We start from the raw sequence: 20,448 nt of genomic DNA, 5'->3' as shown, positions 1-20,448 counted from the left end.
TTAAAATTAAACATACAAAACAGTAATACTATATATAATAAGTTACCAAATTAAAATTAACTTTTATTACAATTTAGACCTTAGGTAGTTTACTTGGAAATTCAAAGTAAATCAAGTTTCCAAAAATTTTTATACGTAATAAAATTAGTACTCCTTACATCTTAAACAGAAAAAAGTAAACAAATTATTATATACACTTTAACTTATAATTACGTAAGAAAAAAAATATATTAAACAGGATACTGCAGGATACTGCTACTATTTAAAAGTCCTAATTTTATGACAAACAAACTAATAAACTAAATTTAAACCAAAATGAAAAAAACAAAAAACAATCTTATTAAAGTATTACTCTTAGCCCTTATTTTTGTCTATTCCTCATGTTCAAAAAATGAAGAATTAGATAGTATGACGCAAGATGAAACCATTTCTTTTAAAAACCTTCCTGTTGAAGAAGCGCCTTTAGAAAACACTGATGAAAACAATAATTATAGGTTAAGTGGAAAAAGAACTTCTCAGGCCTGCGACAATCCAAATAATTATCAAATTTACACTGCAGATGAGGTTGGCATTGGTACTGATTTTGTATCTAAATACACTACTAGTGGAGTATCTGTAGACAGAATGAGAAATCTTGACGACAGAACTTGTGCCTATAATTACTCTCAAGAAACTAGAGGTGGTATTAACTACGGTAAGTATAGACTTAGAGCAGGCACTAACCCGTTTGACTCTAGACAACCAAGAATAGAAAGAACTACAGTGGCCGTTAATAATAACAATGGCGCATTTGTTAGGTTTGATGGACAAGTTAGAATTAGAAGAGTAGGAGATGCAAACAACAATTTATCCCAAACTAGTTTTGGTGAAAATAGTGGAACCTATATTATTCAAGCCAAAGGAACGCATTCTGGTGGTGGCGGATCTGTGGACCCTGCAATTTGTTTAATTGTAGCTAAACCTGGAAGATCTGGTTATTTTAACTTGTATAGAGAAGAAATAAAATTTCGAGGTGGAGAAAACTCTTCTGGCCGAAAACTTGTACCTCTTTTGGAAGTACCTGCAGACAGAAGAATTAACTTAACAATGATAAATGGTTTTAATGCAAACGGAACGCAATATGTGAATACTTGGATTAATGGATCATTTTTTGGGTTTCCTGTTCCTGATTCTCAAACACAAAAAGGACTTACTGCAAAGATTAGGTTTGGAGCTTACAGATGTAAGAATGGTGAAGCAGATATTTGGTGGAACAATGTAACTCACGATTTTAGTAATGGAACAGCATCCAATAACAATAACAATGCATGGAACCCAGCTAACAGCTTTGCCAAATTAGGAACTTCTTTCTCTAGTAGTGAATGGAGCTCTCAATACGCTACTTCCTATGGTTTAGATGGTAACAACAATACGCGTTGGGCATCTGCTAGTCAGGGAACAACAGCAAACCATTACTTAGGTAATTGGCCAGGTACTTGGAGAACAATTAAAAGAGCAAAAGTTACTTTTGACTCTGCGATTGCAAATGATTTTTATATTCTATATTACGACGGTACAGGAGACTGGAAAGTTGCAAAACATATTACTAATAACAATTCTCAAACTGTTAAAATTGAAGGTATGAATGCTTATGGATATGGCTTTATTATATATTCTTTAAGACAGCCTTATGGACACATATCTATACATGAGCTAGAGTTTTACGATCATTAAAAAATGATTGAGTCTACGACCTAAAACAGGTTGGTGCTTTTTAAAAATTAAGCCAGAGAATTTACTTTCTCTGGCTTTCTTTATATATAAATAAAAATTCTAGTACCGCTAAATATTCAAGTAACAGACTTAGCTAATAAAAACAGTGATTTTAGTCGCCGAATTGTTCAAAATTGATAATTGTTAAAAATGTCAATACCGCATTAAAAGAAGGATAAAAAGACTAACGAACACATATATTGGCTTAATTACAGCCCCCTACCCGATAAACTAGAGTCCACATGTATATTGTCTTAAACACGTGCTGTACTTGTAATTGCTTACCAAAAGGCGAAGAAACAAACGTAAAGTTTAAATAGACAAATAACAGCCAAATCATTTATTTAAATGAAGAGAAACATTCTTCTGGTATTTCTTATTATTTATATAATGTAAATTATAACAACATATCGTTTAATGTAAATACAGTTGGCCAACTTAGTAATGGTCTATATTACTTAACTTAAAAGAAATGTAGTGTAATAAAATTAATAAACGATAAAAATTTATTCTGTATAATTATGTCTATCGAAATATTACCGCAATTAACTATTTTGGTGTAAATAATAAGTTTAAACGTAATAGAAACGAACTATAAGGCATGTTTTAAGTAACAATTATTATAGTTCTTAAACTATTTTTCTATGGGGGTTGTGGTTTACAAAAAATTGTTTGTTATCATGATAAAAAAAAGCCAATTCTTCTTTTTCTTTAGTTCTGTTTTTTAACCAACACATATTACCAGAAGGTACATTATTAAACATTAAATAGAATTCCCAACACCTACCAATACCACAGATAAGATAATCACTATAATTCCTGCTGTAATGGTCCATTTTGTTTTTTGAGCAACCCCTTTCCATTCTTTTCTATAAATCCCCCAAAGATTAGCCGTTAAAATAATGGTTGACATGTGTAAAATCCATGAACTGGCACCATTACCTAATTCGCTTTCTCCCATACCGTAAAAAAAGAACTGCAAAAACCATATCGTTCCAGCGAGCGCTGAAAACAATAAGTTTTTCCCAATTGGTGTTGCAGCATTTGTAAAATCTTTATAGGAATTGTTTTTAAGGCTTAAAATAGTTGTCCAAACCAAATTTGTTGCTAAACCTCCCCAAAGAATTACCACGAATGTCACGTTATTAGCGAATAAATGATCATATCCTGCTTCAATCGCCGCATCTGATAATGGCTTACCTGACTCGATACCAAAACTAAAAAACGAACTTAATATGCCTGAAAGAATTGCAACAATTAAACCTTTTGCTAAATTAAACTCGCTTACGCTCTTTTTCTTTTCTTCTTCTGAGAGTTCTTTTTCTTTCAGCATGCCTGCCTTTCCACAAAGCGCTATTCCTAACAAGCATAGCAAAACCCCCAACAATACCATTTGCCCGCCTATTGTAGATATCATATCTGTAAATGATACTTTACCGTCTTGCGGATTAAAATTATAATAAATAGAAGGTACAATAGCCCCAAAAGCAGCACAAAACCCTAGTACAACTGAATTACCTAGAGACATCCCTAGATAGCGTACTCCAAGGCCGTAAGACAAACCACCAACACCCCAAAGTAGCCCCATTAAAAAGGTTAAACCTAAAATTGTACTTGAACTTGATGCAATAATTTCCATAAATCCCGGAACAGTTAAATACGCTGCTATAGGTGGTGCAATTAGCCAAGACATAACCCCACCAACCATCCAATAGGTTTCCCATGCCCAACCTTTTACTTTGTTATACGGCATGTAAAAACTTCCTGCCGCTACACCTCCTAAAGAATGAAATAAAACTCCTAAAATTGCTTGCATAGTCTTTTGAATATAAAATATATTATAATTTACTTACGTATTCTGGATTTTTAATAGTTGGAATTGGAGCATTGGTATCCTCCCACCAAGTCTTTAAAAGCGTTAATAATTCATCTACTTTTTCAAGATTTGTTTCTGCTAGATTGTTTCTTTCTCCAATATCTTCGGATAAATTAAATAATTCTACGCTTTGATCTTCAAAGTAATAATGTAATTTCCAATCTCCTTTTCTTATCACAGACCCTGGACGGGTTCTAAACAAAGGGTCGCGATTTTCATTATCATTTACATTATAAGCTTGTAAATAAATAGGAAAATGCCAAAATAAAGGGCGCTCAAAAACCTGTATTTCTTCTTCTAAAACAGGGGACAAATTATTTCCATCTAATTGAAGATAGCTAGCATCAATTCCGGCATATTTTAATACTGTTGGAAAAATATCTAAATTTGTTATTGGTATGTCACTCTTGGTTCTTGCCTGAATCTTACCGTTTAGTACAAAGAAAAAAGGTTCTCTAATACCGCCTTCGTAATAGCTTCCTTTCCCTGCTCTAAGTGGTTTTTGTTTTGTAATTCCATACAAACCGCCATTATCTGATGTGAAAACTATTAGTGTATTCGCTAAAAGGTTTTTCTCTTTTAATTTATTGATAAGTAAGCCAATATTTCTATCTAAATTATCTACCATAGAGGCATACTCGGGATTACCTTGACCTTGCCAAGGTGATTTTTTTTCATATTTAGGCGCAATACTATCTACAGCCATAATAGGTACATGAACTGCATAAGGCGAATAATTCAAATAAAACGGTTTTTTAATTGTATCCACAAACTTTAAAGCATTTTCCATAACCAAATCAGTTAAATATTGGCTATTGCCTTTTTCTATTTTTACATTTTTATACGGTGGATAATAACTTCTAGGTAACCCATTGTGCCCTCCTGCAATATTTACATCAAATCCATATTCTAGAGGATTATCACTTAAATGCCACTTTCCTGCATGACAGGTTATATAGCCATTTTCGCGTAACACCTCTGGTAAAATATGATGTTCTGGTGATAAAGTATGCGTGTTTTTAATAGGAATTATTTTTCTGTCTTCAGATTTACCTCTAGTTGAAGGACTCACTGTATAAACTCCATGTCGTGGGGCCCATTGTCCTGTCATTAAATTAGCTCTACTAGGTGCACAATTGGACGCCGATGCGTAGCCATTTGTAAATACCATTCCTAAACTAGATAGGTAATCTATATTAGGTGTTTCGTAATATTCGCTTCCCATAAAACCAACATCTTTCCACCCCATATCATCAACATTTATAATTATGATATTAGGTATGGTTGCGTCTTGCTTGGTTTTGCAGGCTGCACAGATTAATAATATTAAACATAAAGGTATTATTCGCATTGTATTTTATTTTATGAGCTAATTTAAAATATAAATCAACTTTGTTTAATTTTCTATAATTTCTTGACTTTTGAAACACTAATTTTAACAGGACCTATTAAACCAGATGGCAAAAGTTCTGAGTTTTTATTATAATGTTTAAATGCAGCTAAAGTTACACGTTTTGTTGGTCTGTTACTATTGTTTAAAAGCCACTTGGGCCATTCTTTTATATTTGGTCCTTTTCTTTCGTAATCTAGCTCCAACTGCTCGTCGCCAATTAGTCTATTTGGCCAAAGGTTTGTAATTTTTATTTCAAGTGTGTTGGTGCCCTTTAAGATTGCAGTATCAAGATTTATTCTGTATGGGGTTTTCCATAATATTCCAAGATTTTCTCCATTAAGAATCACTTCAGCAATTACCTTAACATTGCTTAAATCTAATTCTAAAGAATAACACGATTTTATAAGTTTTGTAGGGATTTGAAACTCTTTTTTATAGCTAGCTGTCCCCGAAAAATAACGAATATCTTCTTCTAAAGCATCCGACCAAGAAATCAATTGATTAAATGTAGTTGCTAAAGTATCTTTGTTTATTAGCGGGAAGCTTACTTGCCAATCATTAGATAAATCAATAGGCTCAGGTATTGATTTTACTTTTAAAGTTTTGGTTTTTCCGTTTGACGATTCGTATTTTATTTCTCCAGCAAAGGGTGTAACCAAATTCACTTTATCATCTTCAAATACTAATTTTGGTCCTGGTGTTGTTTGAGTCAATTTTAATATACCTCCATTGGAAACAGCAACCATTTTTTCTTCATTATTAGTTGTGTAAATAACGCGTAGGGCTTTCTTTGTCTTAATCTCTTTTCCTTCAAGGAAACTGTCATTTACTGGAATTTCATATACACCTGAAGCAACCATTGATTTTACTTTTTCAGTTACATCAAAAACTGGTTTGTTTGGGGGGATGCCATCAACACCTCTAGCAAATTTTCCAAAGACAGCTTTTAAGACCGTTAATTTCCCGCTGTTTGTAGCCTCTATTTCTAACCATTCTCTTTCCATAGCATTTTTTTCGAAGACCTCTTCTCCTATTGTATATTGAATGCGTAATTCTTTTTTGTAACCAGGTGCCGGATCACCTATAGAAAGTTCTCTCGTAGCGTGTATATTCAATTCATTATTTTGAATCCTGTTTGCAACTACCTCTGTAACATCAACCAAGCCATCAGGTAAAAATGTTCCATATTCTGCTTTGATAATTTTCAAGTTTGAAAGGGGCGTTACTACTGGATTTTCCAACTTCATTTCAGCATTTACAATGTGTTGATCTGAATGTATCGGATTTCTAAAAACTACAAAAACAGAACCTTCTGGTTCAAACGCTATCGATACTGTTGTAGTACCATCATCATTTTTATGCCATATTGTAGCCTTAGTTATTTCTCCGGTTTCGGCATTCCAAAGCTCAGGTTGTTTTCCTGAAACTCGAAAACGACAGGCTAACTCTCGACTTTCTTTCTTAGAATTTACTACAAAATAAATGTCCGTATCTTCTGTTTTTCTGTGAATAAAATCTATAGATTCCCGGTGGCCTTCTTCAATAGAAAAATCTGGAGGCAATGTGCCGTTTTTTAAAACATCTAAAATCGAGTTATCTTTAATAATACCCGAATTCCATAAATTATCAGCTAACTCAATAACCTTTTCATCGCAAGTAGGATACTTTTCAAGACTTGGCGATTTTTTTGGTTTTGGACCACTAATTTGTGCTCCTAAATTGGCTAGTTCTTTAATCTTAGTAAGTGTTTCTGGTGTCATCCATTCGATTGAAGGCAATACCAAAGCCTTGTATTTTTCTCCAACTGTGGTGTAAATAAGACCGTCTTTTACCGTTAACGAATGTATTTTGTTCGCCCCAATCACATCATAATCATAGCCTAGTGCTTTTAGTTCTGGCATTAAAAGCGCATCATTTGGAGATGCTTCTCCTGTAAAAATCAAGACATCGGCTACCGAGGTGCCTTGCTGTAGTAAAAACTGACCTCTACTAATATAATTTACAAAAGGTTTGCTCTGATTCCACCACGTATTTAAACGGTTAAAATCTGTTCCAAAAACCTGTAAAGTCAATCCAGGTCCAACATTCCAAGGTTGGTGTACATAACAGTGAAAAACAAAGCGATTGATACCTTGCGCCCAGGCCAAGTCGCCCATGGCTTTTAGTGTACCTGGATGTTGGTTCCAGCCTCCCATACCAGTAAAAGATTCTGCTTCGGCAATTGGGCTTCCATTTAATTTGGCGATTGAAGCAACAAATTTTGGCGAGTCAAAAAAGGCCAAACTACCACTCCAAAATTCAGACATTACCACATCGGCAGTTGCACCAACTTGCATGCTATCAAACGGTCCCCAATAGGGTTCTGTAGAAAATTGCATGCCGTTTTTATGGCAAAGTTCACCGAAATAACCGTAATAATTCTTAGCAATTAAATCTCCAATAGTGCGTCTAAAATCCCAAAGAAAACGTTCCGTTTCTTCGCCGTTTTCTATATAGTAACCGGCTAATGCAGGTAAATATGCTTTACAGTTGTAAGAACGAAGGTTTTTAAATTCTTCAGCGAAATTTGCTGTCCAGTTTGTAGTACCTACCTCGTAGCTATCAATATGGCATCTTGTAACAGCAGTACCTATTAAAGTATCTAATTTTTTAATAATGGGTTGGATGCCACCTTGCCAAAAAACATCAACCGCTTTTTTATTCATTTTATCGCATTCTAAACCACGTCCGCCATCACTCGGAAAACGATTTTTTTCACCAGTTGGTGTATGTCCAATTCGTAAAATAGTCCATTCGCCTTTAGGTGCTTGCCATTTTAAAACCCCATCTTTCGAAAGCTTTGTTGTTAAATCGATAATTTCTGCTTTTTTAACTATTGCCAAATCAGAAACATTCTTATTATCAGGTGTTAGGTGGTTTCTAACTTTATGCGAAAGTATTTTTGTATCTAATTCGTTAATACGCTGGTCGTTTTTAGGTTTAGGAAAAGCAAGAATGGCGATGTCTCTATAATAATTTAAGTGTGTTTTAGGCTGAGGTAGTTTAGCGTTAAATGTACTATTTCCGGTATGTGAGGTTTCAGAAAAAACCAGTTCTTGCATCGCATATTCTGGGGTAATTGATGGGCCTCCCGTTGACGACCAACCGGCACCATTATGAAAACTTAATTCGAGTTTTAACCGTTTTGCTTCAGAGGCTGCAAAATGAAATAAATCTAGCCATTCAGTACTTAAATAATCAGCAAAACCTTTAGGGTTTCCTAAATTCACATTAAAAATCAGAGCACCCTGAATACCTACGTTTTTCATGGCTTCCAAATCGGCTGTTATGCCTTCTTTTGTTACATTTCCGTTTATCCAAAACCACATAGTACGTGGTTTCGCAGATGCTGGCGGATTCTGAAAATTTTGTTCTAAGGGTATATTTTGGGCAGTTAAACCTGGCACAAATAAATACAGAAGTAATCCTATAAACAGCGTCTTATATAGTAATTTCATCATTATTAATTTTAACATATTCTAACTACTCTAAGATTTAAAATTTTTCCTAATTTATCAATTTTGTTAGCAATATGCCCTACACCAATAGCACAATGGTGAGATGGCCCTTGTTTAGACCACTCGTTCATAAAAGTTCTTGCTCCTATTGAAAAACGGTAACGACTATTTGTATTTCCTATTTGTAGAACAGGCCCCTCAACGGACTCTCCTTCTGCAACCAATAAAAACACATCATCTTTACCTTCCACTACAGACAATAAAGTTACAGGACCATGCTTAACAGTCATTTGAATTGACAAGCCTTTTCCTGGTTTTCCATGATACACAGGTAATGGTACTAATTGTACGTTACCTTCAGCAATTGCAAAATGCGCAGGCCCATCGTGACCTAACATGACAATATCGTCATTAAAATCCATGGCATAAAACTCAGAAAATGAACCACCAATACCAAAAGCATCCATAATTTTCATGGCTTGGGCATTTTTCACTTCATATTCTCCTGCAACTGGTACATTTTTCCCTGTTAACAAGGTGTTTCCTGCTATAACAGAAGTTACAATATTTTCATATTCGTTTCCTGATTCGCCTTCATAATAATAAGCTAAAGAACCTAAATCGTGATTTTCAACCAATTTATCTAAAGCTATTGATGTTTTTGCTGCGCGCACCAATTCTTCTTCTTCACAAGTATCAATCACTTCAAAGGTACTTTGGAATTCAGCTATTTTTTCGCCAACCTCATCATTTGTAACTGCATCTCTGTACTTTTTCACCTCACACATTTCAACAATTTCTATATGCGTTCCAAAAGCTGAAGATTGTTTTGTTAAATCGGAATATACGTCTAACATACCTGCATAATAATGTCCTAAAACACCAAGTCTATTATTTTGCATAACTGAGGCTACCTCTGTTGCATCAATCCAATCTTGAATTTCGTCCCAAACTACTTGCTCTCCTAAATAACCTGTCACAAATTCGTAATCTATTCCTGCACGGTTAAACACATTTGCAAATTCTGGTACCGAACAAGCCTGACAATGTGCTAACCACTCTCCAGTCATTTTACCACGATCTCCCAAAGCATTAAAGCTTTCGTAATCTATAGCCGCAACAGGCTGTATATTTAAAATAACTATTGGACATTTTACTTTTTGTACTACAGGTAATACTGTAGATGATAAGGCATACGTAGATATATATAAAAACAAGATATCTACATCTTCTGTTTTTAGCACCTGAGCTTTTTCTCTTGCAACCACAGGGGAATCTACCAAACCAACATTGACAACCTCAGTACCAAAACTTTCCATTTTAGTTGCTATTTGTTGTTGATAACCTTCTAACCGTTCTAATAAGCCTTCAAATTGCGGCCAATAGGTATCTAAACCAATACCAAATAATCCTACTTTTATCATTATTTTATTTTTTTTAAATCAAATCTATACTCTAACCATGCCATGGAGCTTTTGAATATTCATCCACAGCAATAGTTCGCCGTAGCTTTGTTTCCTCTAGGTTTAAGTTCTAGATTACTTTTAGTTTCTCTTTATTAGGGATGTCTAAACTTCACCTTTTTCTTTACTAAAAACACCACCCTTTTAAATCTATTTAAAATGCTTCATAATTTCTTTAGTGATCAACTCATGTCCTTTTTCATTAGGATGATTTACTTGTGCCATATACTTTTTAAGTTTTTTCTTTTTAGAATATAAAAACTCAAAAGCCTTATAACTATCAACCAACTCTATATTATAAGTCTCAGCTAGTTTTCTTATTTGATTAGCGTGTTGCCATAGTTTATTTTCAGGATTACTATAATCAACCCTACTATCAGGTGAGGGTGTTAATAAAATAGCAAGAATGTCATTCTTTAAAGCACTTTCTATCATGTATTCCCAAGCTCGTTTTGCCTTTTTTAATCCTATCTTTCGGTCATTTAAGCCATAGTCTATAAATAGAATATCAGGGTTAAGATTTAAAACTTCATTTTCAAACCTTTCGGCTCCTTTTACAGAGTTTTCTCCTCCAATTGCAGTAATAATAGAATTTACAACGGCATGGGGGTATTCTTCTTTAATTTTCCTTAAAACCTGATACGGATAAGAAGACAAGGTATTAACTACAGGTGTTTTAAAATATCCTGAAGGCACACTATGCCCGTGAAAAACAATATTTATAGTTCTATTATTTGGCCACTTTACATTAAGCTCTTTCTTAATTTCCAATAAATAATCTTGATCTTTTTTACTTTCGATTTCTACAACTTGAGCAAAACCAAATCCATAAAAAAGAAACATTAAACAAAATATGATATGATTTCTAAGCATTTTAAAAGATGCATTTTTTAATAATTCGTTTCAAATGAATACGTTCCTGGGTTTACCTGAAAAACAAAAGCTTTATTTGTTTTCCTTAGTAATTTTATATCTGAATTACTCTCAAATTCTACTCCATTTACCTTAATGGTTTCTTGTGTATTTCCTGGTACAAAAACTTGAGCAGTTGTATTTGGAGGTACTATTATATCTAAATTAAATTGCTTGTCGACTATTTTCCAACTTGAACTTACTTTTCCATAAGGCGAATTGTAAGTAGCTGCCGCAGACGTTAAAGGACCACCCGGTATAGGAGCAATTTCAATTTCTTTGTAACCTACTTTAACAGGTTTAATACCCGCAATTCGTTCGTACATCCAACGACCAATAGCTCCGTAAGCATAATGGTTGAAAGAATTCATACCGCCTTTGTTAAAACCATCTTTATGGGTGTAACTATTCCAACGTTCCCACATAGTGGTTGCCCCTTGATTTATAGAATAGAACCACGATGGGTATGTTTCTTTAAACAAAATTTCATACATCAAGTCGGTTTCACCTATTTTATCAAGTACCAGAGGCAATAAAGGTGTACCTAAAAAACCGGTACGCAAATGGTTATCGGTTAGTTTTATTTGTTCCAATAAATGAGGTACTGCTTTTTGCGCTAATTCATTATCCAACAAATCGAATGCTAAGGCTAATAAATAAGCGGTTTGAGTTTCAGGACCTTCAATAATGCGTCCTTGAGTATCGAAAAAACTATTTTGAAATACATCGCGAATAGCATGGAATAAGAGCTCATACTCTTTGGCTTCAGACTTAAATCCTAGCACTCTTGCGGCTTGAGCAGTTAGGTTAACAGAATGTGCATAATGAGCCGTGATAATTAGCTTGTTGGAAGTGATACCAAATCGCTCATCTCTTTTGTGTGTTGAATAGGGTTGTAACCAATCGCCGTGGGTAAACATTTTAACAATATGGTCTTTAGCATTTGACTGATAAAATCCTACCCATTTTTTCATACTTGCATAGTTTTCCTCCAAAACACCTACATCACCCGTGCGTTGGTAGGTTTCCCAAGGGACAATAGTGATTACATCGCTCCAACCAGATCCAGCTCTAAGGCTACCACCTAAAGAAGGCACCATTACAGGCACCGCCCCATCTTCATCTTGATCGTCGCGTACACTTTGCAACCAACTCATCCAAAAGGAATGTACATCACCTAAGAAAAACGAGGTGGGTGCAATGACTTGAGCATCACCTGTCCAGCCTGCTCTTTCATCACGTTGCGGACAATCGGTTGGTATATCGAGCGTATTACCTCTTAGCCCCCAAATTATATTGCTTTGCAGTTGATTGAGTTTTTCGTGAGATGAGTTAAACTTAACATTCAAATTATAATTAGAATGTTGCACAACACCTGTTACCCACGATTTATCTGGTGTAGCATTTGCATTAAAACCACTTAACTCTACATATCTAAAACCGTGAAACGTAAATGTTGGTTGATACTCAATTTTCCCATCTTCTTTAGCGGTATAATAGTCAGTTGAAACTGCACCTCGGTAATTTTTAGTATACATACGCTCATCTTGCTGAAGCATTTCGGCAAAACGTATTTTTAAGGTTCCATCTTTATCCATTGGCACTTTAATACGCGGTACACCCACCATATTTTGTCCCATATCAAAAATTACCACACCCTTATCAATCTCTGTAATAGCAATTGGTGCTAACTCTTCTACAGATTTAACTGTATTATGTCGCTTAGGTGTCAAACTAATTTGTGCATCTATACCTTCAGCAATCACCTTTTGCCAACTTGCATCATCAAATGATGTTAACGACCAAGATTTTTGTTCTTTTCGTTCATCATATTGCTCTCCATCATAAATTCCAGCATAAACAATTGGCCCCTCTTGGGTAGCTTTCCAACTTTCATCAGTAATAAAGGTTTTAACATCGCCATTGGTATATTTTACTTCAAGTTGACACATTACTTTAGGCGAAACTTTTGGATAGCCTCTAAGCATTAATCGACCTGCATACCAGCCCTCAGCTAAGGAAATTCCAATGGCATTAGAACCATCTTGCAAATGGTCTGTTACATCATAAGTTAACGTTTCAATGCGTTTATTGTAAGGGGTCCAACCTGGAGCCATTACATCGTCGCCAACCTTTTTGCCATTGATTTCAGCTTCAAAAAGTCCCTTTGCCGTAATGTACAATCTAGCAGATTCAATTTTAGAGTCAAGAGTAAACTCATTTCGCAAGTACTGTACTTTATAAGAGGTTTTATTCGTTTTTGGCGACTTTGCTTTATCAACTTTTGGCAAGCTAATCCATTTGGCCTGCCAGTCGGAGTTATGGAGTAGTCCTAACTCAAAGTTGGCCACCTCACTCCAAGCAGAAGCCTTTTTATCTTGATCCCAAAACTTTAGCTGCCAATACACTTTTTGTCGCGAAGAGAGTTTTTTTCCTTTGTGTTTTACAAATAGAGTTTGCTCACTTTCCACTTTTCCACTTTCCCATAAATCAGCATTATTTGGTAATAGTTCAGGTTTAGAAGCCACTACAATCGAATAAGCTGTTTGCTTTTTGATGTTTTTATTTTGTGGTAGTTTCCATGAAAATGTTGGTATGCTATCGTAAAAACCAATAGGATTGTTAAACCCTTCGGAAACTGTTAATTCTTTTGGAATTGGCTGTTTTGTGGCGGTTCTTTTTGAACTGCAACTAAACACTAAACTTATAATTGACACTAAAAGGAGCCTATACATTTCTATCTGTTTTTTTATGTGTTGGTTATATAAGGGTAACTGTTTATACTACTATTTATAAGTGGCTTTTATATTCCAGTCGCCTGACGTGACTTTAAATGTCACAAACATCTCGTCTTGATCCACATAGCTTACACCAGACAATTGCGCTTTTTGTTTGCCTTTCTTCCAAATTAATTTTCCATTAATTTCTATAATAGCAATTTGTTTTCCTGATTTTGGGATCCCAATAATCGCTGTTGTAGTTACTGGAGATTCAAGCTGTAATTGGTAAGTCGTCTTGGTTTTATTCATTTTTAAATGAATATTGCCTTTTACAGTAGGTATTGTTTTTTCTATACTCTTTAAATGTACTAACGTTGGCTTTACTGCAAATTCGCTCCAAGCGGGTTGTGTTGGATACACCCCTGCGATGTATTTTGATAAAATTTTATTTGAACCATTCCAGGCATGATTGTAACTTCCGCCTCGAGGAAACATTTCGTATAGGGTAGACATGGATTTTTTATCTACTTGACTCTGGTACTGTGCCTTCATGCGTGCTAAGGAGGCTTTGTGCCTGCCAGCGATACACATGGCTTCTTCTGCTATCCATTCAAAATGGGGGCTAGAAAAGCGGTTAGGGATGAGTACGTTATCTACAATCTGATCGTAGTATTCTGGCATTGCAATACCCGAAACAATAGCAATCGCATTGGCTCTATCATCTTTTAGTTGCTCTGGTTTTGTGCTGTAATAGCCATTTTTCCAGTACGCTTTTTGGTAAGCTGGTTTCATGGCTTCCATTCTATTGGTATACCATTTTACGTGTTCTGTTTTTCCTAATACTATTGCCATTTCTTTGGCTTTAGATAATGCCAAATAATAAAACGCCATTTGTATCGGTTGTTTGTCCTCGGTTTTTTTAACGCCCCAGTCTACCCAATCCCAAGAGTCTGGACTTTTTTTCTTGCGGTATTCCGGTAAACCATTCTTTTGCATCGGGAACAATGCTAAATAATCGTATACGAAGGGATATGCTTTTTCTAGAGTTTCTTTATCTCCCGTGTTTAAATAATACGGCCAAATACTTTGTGCGATAAACTGTAGACTTTGCGACACTAATTCGCGCACTCTCAACGGCCCTAAAGCACCTAACACGCCGTTTTCGCTAAAAGCTGTGGTTTGTATGATGGCTTTTTTTAAAAGTTGGCGGCCTGCGTTATCCATAGCATAAAATAGATACCCTGTCTGGTCGGCCACATCGCCAATCCATAACGCTCGTTCGCGGTCTGGGCAATCCATAAAATTGTCGCGTGCGCATACAAATAAGGTATTGTTTCCCATCCACCATAAACGGTCGTAAAATGGGTCGTCTACTTTAAACGTACCAGCCATTTCACCTACACTCATCCATCGGTACTTTAAGGCTTTTACTTTTACTCCTTTTGGAATGGTGTATCTCACTTCATTACCGTTCATCCAAGAATAGCTTTCAAATTTTTGTGTCCCTACTTTGGTTATGTAAGTGGCATTAATTCTATTTAGTCTATTATCTGTTGTTATAAAAATGGAATCTCCTGCGTTTGCTTCTACTTCTAAATAGGGGGTAATTTGCTTGTTAAATGGTAGTTTGACTTTAATTACTTTTCCATCACTTACAAACGGAAATTGTAACGCATTATGATTCTCATAGTTTTGTAAACCATGGTTGATTAAATGGGGTACCGTATTAGGTTCTACATTATACCAAGGTGCAACACCTAACGCTCCTTTTTCTGAAGCTTTTGCCCATTTTGCATCATTGAAAGCAGGCATATACCAGGCTTTTTCTGTCCAGTCGTTTAAAGCGTTATTCGAATTAAACATCACAGAATATTGTATTATGGCTTTACTGGCTGGAGCTATAGTATTATTGTACCCTGTGTGTTGTAAAACGTTCCAAGATTTATCTGAAACTACGTGTTGGTTTCCTATTTCCGAAGAAAATAATAAACCGCCTTTTCCACTATCGATGTGCGTACCTTTATGGCTTTCGCGCCCCCAATACCACACTAAAATGGCTATGGTATTTTTTCCTTTTTTTAAATAGGGTTGAATATTAACAGTCTCGTACCAAGAGTTTGCTGGTGTTATTTTTGCTTTTCTATTCCATTCTCCTGCTTGGCTTGGTCCTCGAGACAGGCCGCCTTCAAACAATACCATTTCACCATTAATCCATAGCCAAAATTTACTATCTACAGCAATGTGAGCATCAACAGTTTCTGGAATGTCATTTACTGTAACTGTTTTTCTAAAACTCATCCAGGTATTAGATGGGCTATCTTCTTGTTGCCAAATCCATTGCGCTCCGTTCCAGTTTGGTGCTGTTGTAGCAAAACTTAAAGCGGTTGTGCATAAAAGTACGATGAGGACTAAAAATTTTCTTTTGCTGTATTTACTATTCATTATGTGTTAAAGATTACTATTTATTATTGTTGTAAATTTTGATTTCTTTGATTGATGGCGCTTTTTTCGCATCTTCAATATATACCCTCAGTTTTGATGACTGTATACTATTGAATTGATGGTTTTTATTTACCCCGCAAGTTGTGTTGTTGGATGCTGTTTCCCATGTGTTATTTTTCCAATACTGAATTTTGTATGCCATAATAGCGTCCCCAAATTCGTCAATGATGACTTGATTAAAGGTTTGCGGTTTTACCCATTCTACCTCTAAATACTGATTCTTAGTTTCAGTAGCCAACCATCTTGTTTTTTCATCTTCATCATTTGCTCTAAAAGCTTCAAAAACGGGTAACTTTGCTGATTGAATGGTCATTGATGACGCATTCACACGACCTATTAAGGCTAAATTATCTGGTTTATTTAATGGGTTTGGATAGTTTACTTTAGGAAATTCATTTACTTTAAAATTATAAGTACCAGAACTTACTTTGTAAATGACATAATTACCCACAGCATCACTTTTCTCTACTCCTAAGTATTTGATGTTTTCAACATTTTCTGCAATGGTTTCACCTTCAAAGACATGTTTACTTTCTGTGGCAGGAATGTATATTTTTGCTGATGTATTTTCAGGTACTTCGATATGATAAGTTGCGTTTTCCTTTTCTTTTTTCCAATTTACTACAATGTTGCCATACATAGATTGGTAACTTGTATTTGCAAAGGTTAAGTCGCCTACTGGTGATGGTTTTACTACAAAATGTTGCATACCTAACTGTTCTGGATCTGGACGAATTCCTGCAAAACCTTTTATAAAATAACCTCCAACACCTGTATAACAGGTATGAATTTGGCTGTTTCCAATAGCCGACCAACGCTCTGGCCAAACCGTTTTTCCTTGTTCTAAAAAGTAACCATAACTTGGGTGGCTTTTATCTTTGAGCAATTCATAAATTAAATCCATACGCTCTCCATATTCTATAAAATAGCGAGTGTATAATGCCTGTCCTGAACTTCCTGTATCGTAGTATGGGAATTTATATAAAACTTGATCTACCAAATTATTGTATACTTTTTGCTTTTCAGTATCAGGAGTTATTCCAGAAAGTAAAGCAAAAGCTTGATTGACCTGATGCCCTTTACCGTACTTTCCTGTACTAGCATCATAAATATTTTTATGAGTGGCATTACGCTGTACTTCCAAGCGTTTCGAGAAAATTTCTATATCATCTTTTTTAGCTAGTGTTTTAGCTATATTCAATGCATTCTCTAACATAAAAGCATACACACAATTATTAAAATGTGCAGATTCTGGAGAGTTACTAGATGTCCAGAAATTGCCTCTAGGTGTACACCAATCGCCTAGACCTGGAAATTCTAATGTGCCACGTGTACCTATTTTTAATGCACCACCTGTTTCGTAATCCGAATGTTCGTATAACCAATGCATCCATTTTTGTAACGTTGGATAATGGTTTTCTAATAGTTTTTTATCACCCAACATTCTATAGGTTTCCCAAATTGTTATTGGGCTGTTTGCCATCCACATTAAAAACTCAAAATCGTCACCATTAATTACCGCCCTCATTTTACCATCTTTAGCTTGGGCATCTTGCATAAACTGAGCGTATTGCTCCATATAAGCCCCACTTTCAAAATTAGGTAATGCATCACCGTACATAGCAGCTACAGTAACCTCTCCCCAACCACGGCGTTCGCGATGCGGACAATCTACCAAAATACCATCAATAGTATTTGCTAAATATGTGTTTAAGTTTATTTGATAAATTGTATTTAACAATTCGCTAGAACTTTCAAAGCTACTAATTTGCTTACGATTATTGGTAATTACATAACCTTTAATATCTTTCAATTCTGGTTTATAATTAATACCGCTAACAGTAACCCATCTTCCTCCTGCTAAATTAAAACGATTAGTAAAGCGACCTGTTCCTGTTTCATTAAACACGTATTTACTTGTTTGCTCCCATGATGCGGTTACCTCTTTATGATCTGCAACATTAAAAGTAACTGTATCACCTCCTTTTCCATTAAACAGGTTCATTTCAAAATAACCAGTATAGTTTTCTCCCATATCAATTACATAAGTGCCATTTTCGTTTTTCTTAACTTTTATAGGGTTAACTTTTTTGTACTTAACTTGAGGCTCTACCATTTGAGCACTTAAAGCTGCTGTTATTTTACCATTTGGCAGGTTACCATCTGTGCTTGGTACTCGTATAGCTCCTTTAGGTCCTAAATTAATATTAGAAATACCAACCTCATCTTCTTTAGAGTCATTAAATACTACGGCATTTTCCCAATTACTATCGTTATAATCAGCAGTATTCCAATTATCCTCTCTTAAACGGTCATCAATAACTTCTCCTCCAAAATCTAAAATATCCCAAGAACCATAATACGAACTATAACTCTTTTTACATTTCCAAGTTTCATCACTTGCCAGCACTAAATTACCATTACTTCCTTTTATTTTTGCTTGTGCTTTAAAAACAAATGGCGGATCATAATACGTCTTTATCCTACCCCACCTTGCCCATCCAGCAGCATGCCAAATACCAATAACATTATTTCCTTTTCTTAAATATTTTTTAATATTATATGTTAAATAAGGCAATCTCTTTTTTAAGGCTGATGCCACAGGATTCATTACCCCTACGCTCGCTTTTTTACCATTAACATACACTTCGTGATAACCAAAAGAAGCTACATGTATAAATCCTGATTTTGGCAACTCGTCTAACTTAAAACTCTTTCGATACCAATTATGATCCTTTTTATTTTGATCTTTTTTATAAATCCATAAACCTTTCCAATCCTTGGCTTGTATTAACCCCATTGAAAATTTAGCTATATCGCTCCAGTTTGAAACTTTACCCGAAACATCCCAAACTTTAACTTTCCAAAAATACTGCTCTCCAGATTTTAAAGCCTCTCCATTGTAGACAACATTTACTGATTTATTAGATTCTATTTTTCCAGAATCCCATAAATCACCATTATCACTAACTAAATTATCAGGATTGCTAGATACTAATATTTGGTACGCTGTTTGTTTTTGTCCTCTTGTTTTATTTTTATCAATAATCTTCCAACTTAACCTAGGTAATATATTATCAATACCTAGCGGATTGGTACGATACTCACATTTTAAATCTATAGGCATTACTGTTTCCAGAGAATCACATGCCGTAAAACACAACGTTAAAAATATGAGATAAATAAACGGATATCGCATAACAGCATTTTGGTGGTTTAGTTGGTTTTTCATTATAATTACATTTAATAAAACCTATTTTTATTAGAGTTTTTATTTAATAAAAAAAAAAAAAAATCAAACATCGAACATTAAAACTTTTTTACGGCATAAAACCTTGACTTGTTTTTTAACAAAAGAATCGTTATTTGTTTTTTTATAAAATTCGTGAATAAAATGATTAATCCCAATTAACAATTTGATATATTAGTTGCACAAAATGATATGAAAAATACATTTAGAAAATATTTAATAGTTCTTGAACAAGATAAAAAATGGGGGTTCTACATAAATAACCTAGGACGAACTGTTATTGAAAAACACAAAAACTACCCATCAATCGACCATCCAGATAATTATATTTTTACTTGGGACAAAGGACGCATATTAAACGAATTTCATGTTGTATTAATTACTAAAGGAGAAGGTGTATTTGAAAGTAAAGAAACCGGAAAAATTAAGGTTTCAGATGGTGATGTATTTTTACTTTTCCCTGGTGTTTGGCATCGTTATAAGCCTAAAAAAGGAACTGGATGGACAGAACGCTGGGTGGGTTTCTCTGGAGATATTGCAAATCAATTCTTAACCAATGGATTCTTTAACTCTAACAAGCCCATAATTACTAAATGTAATAAACCAAATGTTTTAAATTATTTTAATTCTCTTTTTAAATTATTTGATGAAGAATCTTTCGGTTTTCAACGTATAGCCTCAGGCATTTGTATTCAGCTTATGGCAGAACTAGTTAATATAAAAAATGGCGGTAATAATATAGAAAATCTTAATTCTATGACTTTACTTGCTAAACGCATGATGTACGAGAATATAAGTAGACCTTTAGATATGATAACAATGGCTTCTAAACTTGGCGTTAGTTATTCTAAATTTAGATTAGATTTTAAAAAGCAGACTGGCGTTTCTCCTTTACAATACCATTTGTTACTTAAAGTTGAAAAATCTAAAGAATTACTATTAAACACTAATAAACCTCAAAAAGAAATAGCCTTTGAACTAGGTTTTGAATCTGACTACTATTTTAACAGACTATTTAAACGAAAAACTGGTTTAGCTCCAGGTAAATTTAGAAACCTAAGTAAAACCAGCTTAAAAAAATAA

At 34.6% G+C, this 20,448-nt stretch carries 10 protein-coding genes; 2 read left to right on the top strand and 8 right to left on the bottom strand.

Annotated elements, in window-relative coordinates:
• The first annotated feature begins 315 nt into the window (after positions 1 to 315).
• Entirely contained in the window at positions 316 to 1,713 is a 1,398-nt protein-coding gene (locus BMY96_RS12075; RefSeq protein WP_092852527.1) for a hypothetical protein, read from the top strand.
• 802 nt (positions 1,714 to 2,515) lie between these two features.
• Here the strand turns inward: BMY96_RS12075 and rhaT are convergent.
• The 8 genes from rhaT to BMY96_RS12035 form a co-directional block, all read right to left on the bottom strand.
• Positions 2,516 to 3,568, bottom strand: coding sequence for an L-rhamnose/proton symporter RhaT (rhaT, locus tag BMY96_RS12070; RefSeq protein WP_092852525.1), 1,053 nt, complete (start codon positions 3,566 to 3,568; stop codon positions 2,516 to 2,518).
• 22 nt (positions 3,569 to 3,590) lie between these two features.
• A complete protein-coding gene (locus BMY96_RS12065) occupies positions 3,591 to 4,979 on the bottom strand; it encodes a sulfatase (RefSeq protein ID WP_092852523.1) in 1,389 nt (462 codons plus the stop codon).
• Positions 4,980 to 5,032: 53 nt separating this feature from the next.
• Positions 5,033 to 8,521: a glycosyl hydrolase gene (locus BMY96_RS12060; RefSeq protein WP_245750633.1), complete on the bottom strand. Its 3,489-nt coding sequence runs from the start codon at positions 8,519 to 8,521 to the stop codon at positions 5,033 to 5,035.
• An 8-nt stretch (positions 8,522 to 8,529) separates the two neighbouring features.
• Entirely contained in the window at positions 8,530 to 9,942 is a 1,413-nt protein-coding gene (locus BMY96_RS12055) for an L-fucose/L-arabinose isomerase family protein (protein WP_092852519.1), read from the bottom strand.
• 189 nt (positions 9,943 to 10,131) lie between these two features.
• The gene (locus tag BMY96_RS12050; protein ID WP_092852516.1) at positions 10,132 to 10,854 is read right to left on the bottom strand and encodes an SGNH/GDSL hydrolase family protein; all 723 of its coding nucleotides are present in this window, start codon (positions 10,852 to 10,854) and stop codon (positions 10,132 to 10,134) included.
• 17 nt (positions 10,855 to 10,871) lie between these two features.
• Complete coding sequence (locus BMY96_RS12045) at positions 10,872 to 13,628, bottom strand: glycoside hydrolase family 78 protein (protein ID WP_092852514.1); 2,757 nt, start codon at positions 13,626 to 13,628, stop codon at positions 10,872 to 10,874.
• Between the two features lie 51 nt (positions 13,629 to 13,679).
• A complete protein-coding gene (locus tag BMY96_RS12040) occupies positions 13,680 to 16,055 on the bottom strand; it encodes an alpha-L-rhamnosidase-related protein (protein WP_092852512.1) in 2,376 nt (791 codons plus the stop codon).
• Between the two features lie 16 nt (positions 16,056 to 16,071).
• A complete protein-coding gene (locus BMY96_RS12035) occupies positions 16,072 to 19,347 on the bottom strand; it encodes a family 78 glycoside hydrolase catalytic domain (protein WP_092852510.1) in 3,276 nt (1,091 codons plus the stop codon).
• Between the two features lie 210 nt (positions 19,348 to 19,557).
• On the opposite strand from BMY96_RS12035, the gene BMY96_RS12030 reads away from it, so the two are divergent.
• Positions 19,558 to 20,448, top strand: a complete 891-nt coding sequence (locus tag BMY96_RS12030; RefSeq protein WP_092852508.1) for an AraC family transcriptional regulator — start codon at positions 19,558 to 19,560, stop codon at positions 20,446 to 20,448.

The sequence above is a fragment of the Algibacter pectinivorans genome (assembly GCF_900112595.1).
In the GTDB taxonomy this organism is placed as follows: domain Bacteria; phylum Bacteroidota; class Bacteroidia; order Flavobacteriales; family Flavobacteriaceae; genus Algibacter_B; species Algibacter_B pectinivorans.
This window is presented reverse-complemented; position numbering and strand designations above follow the sequence as displayed.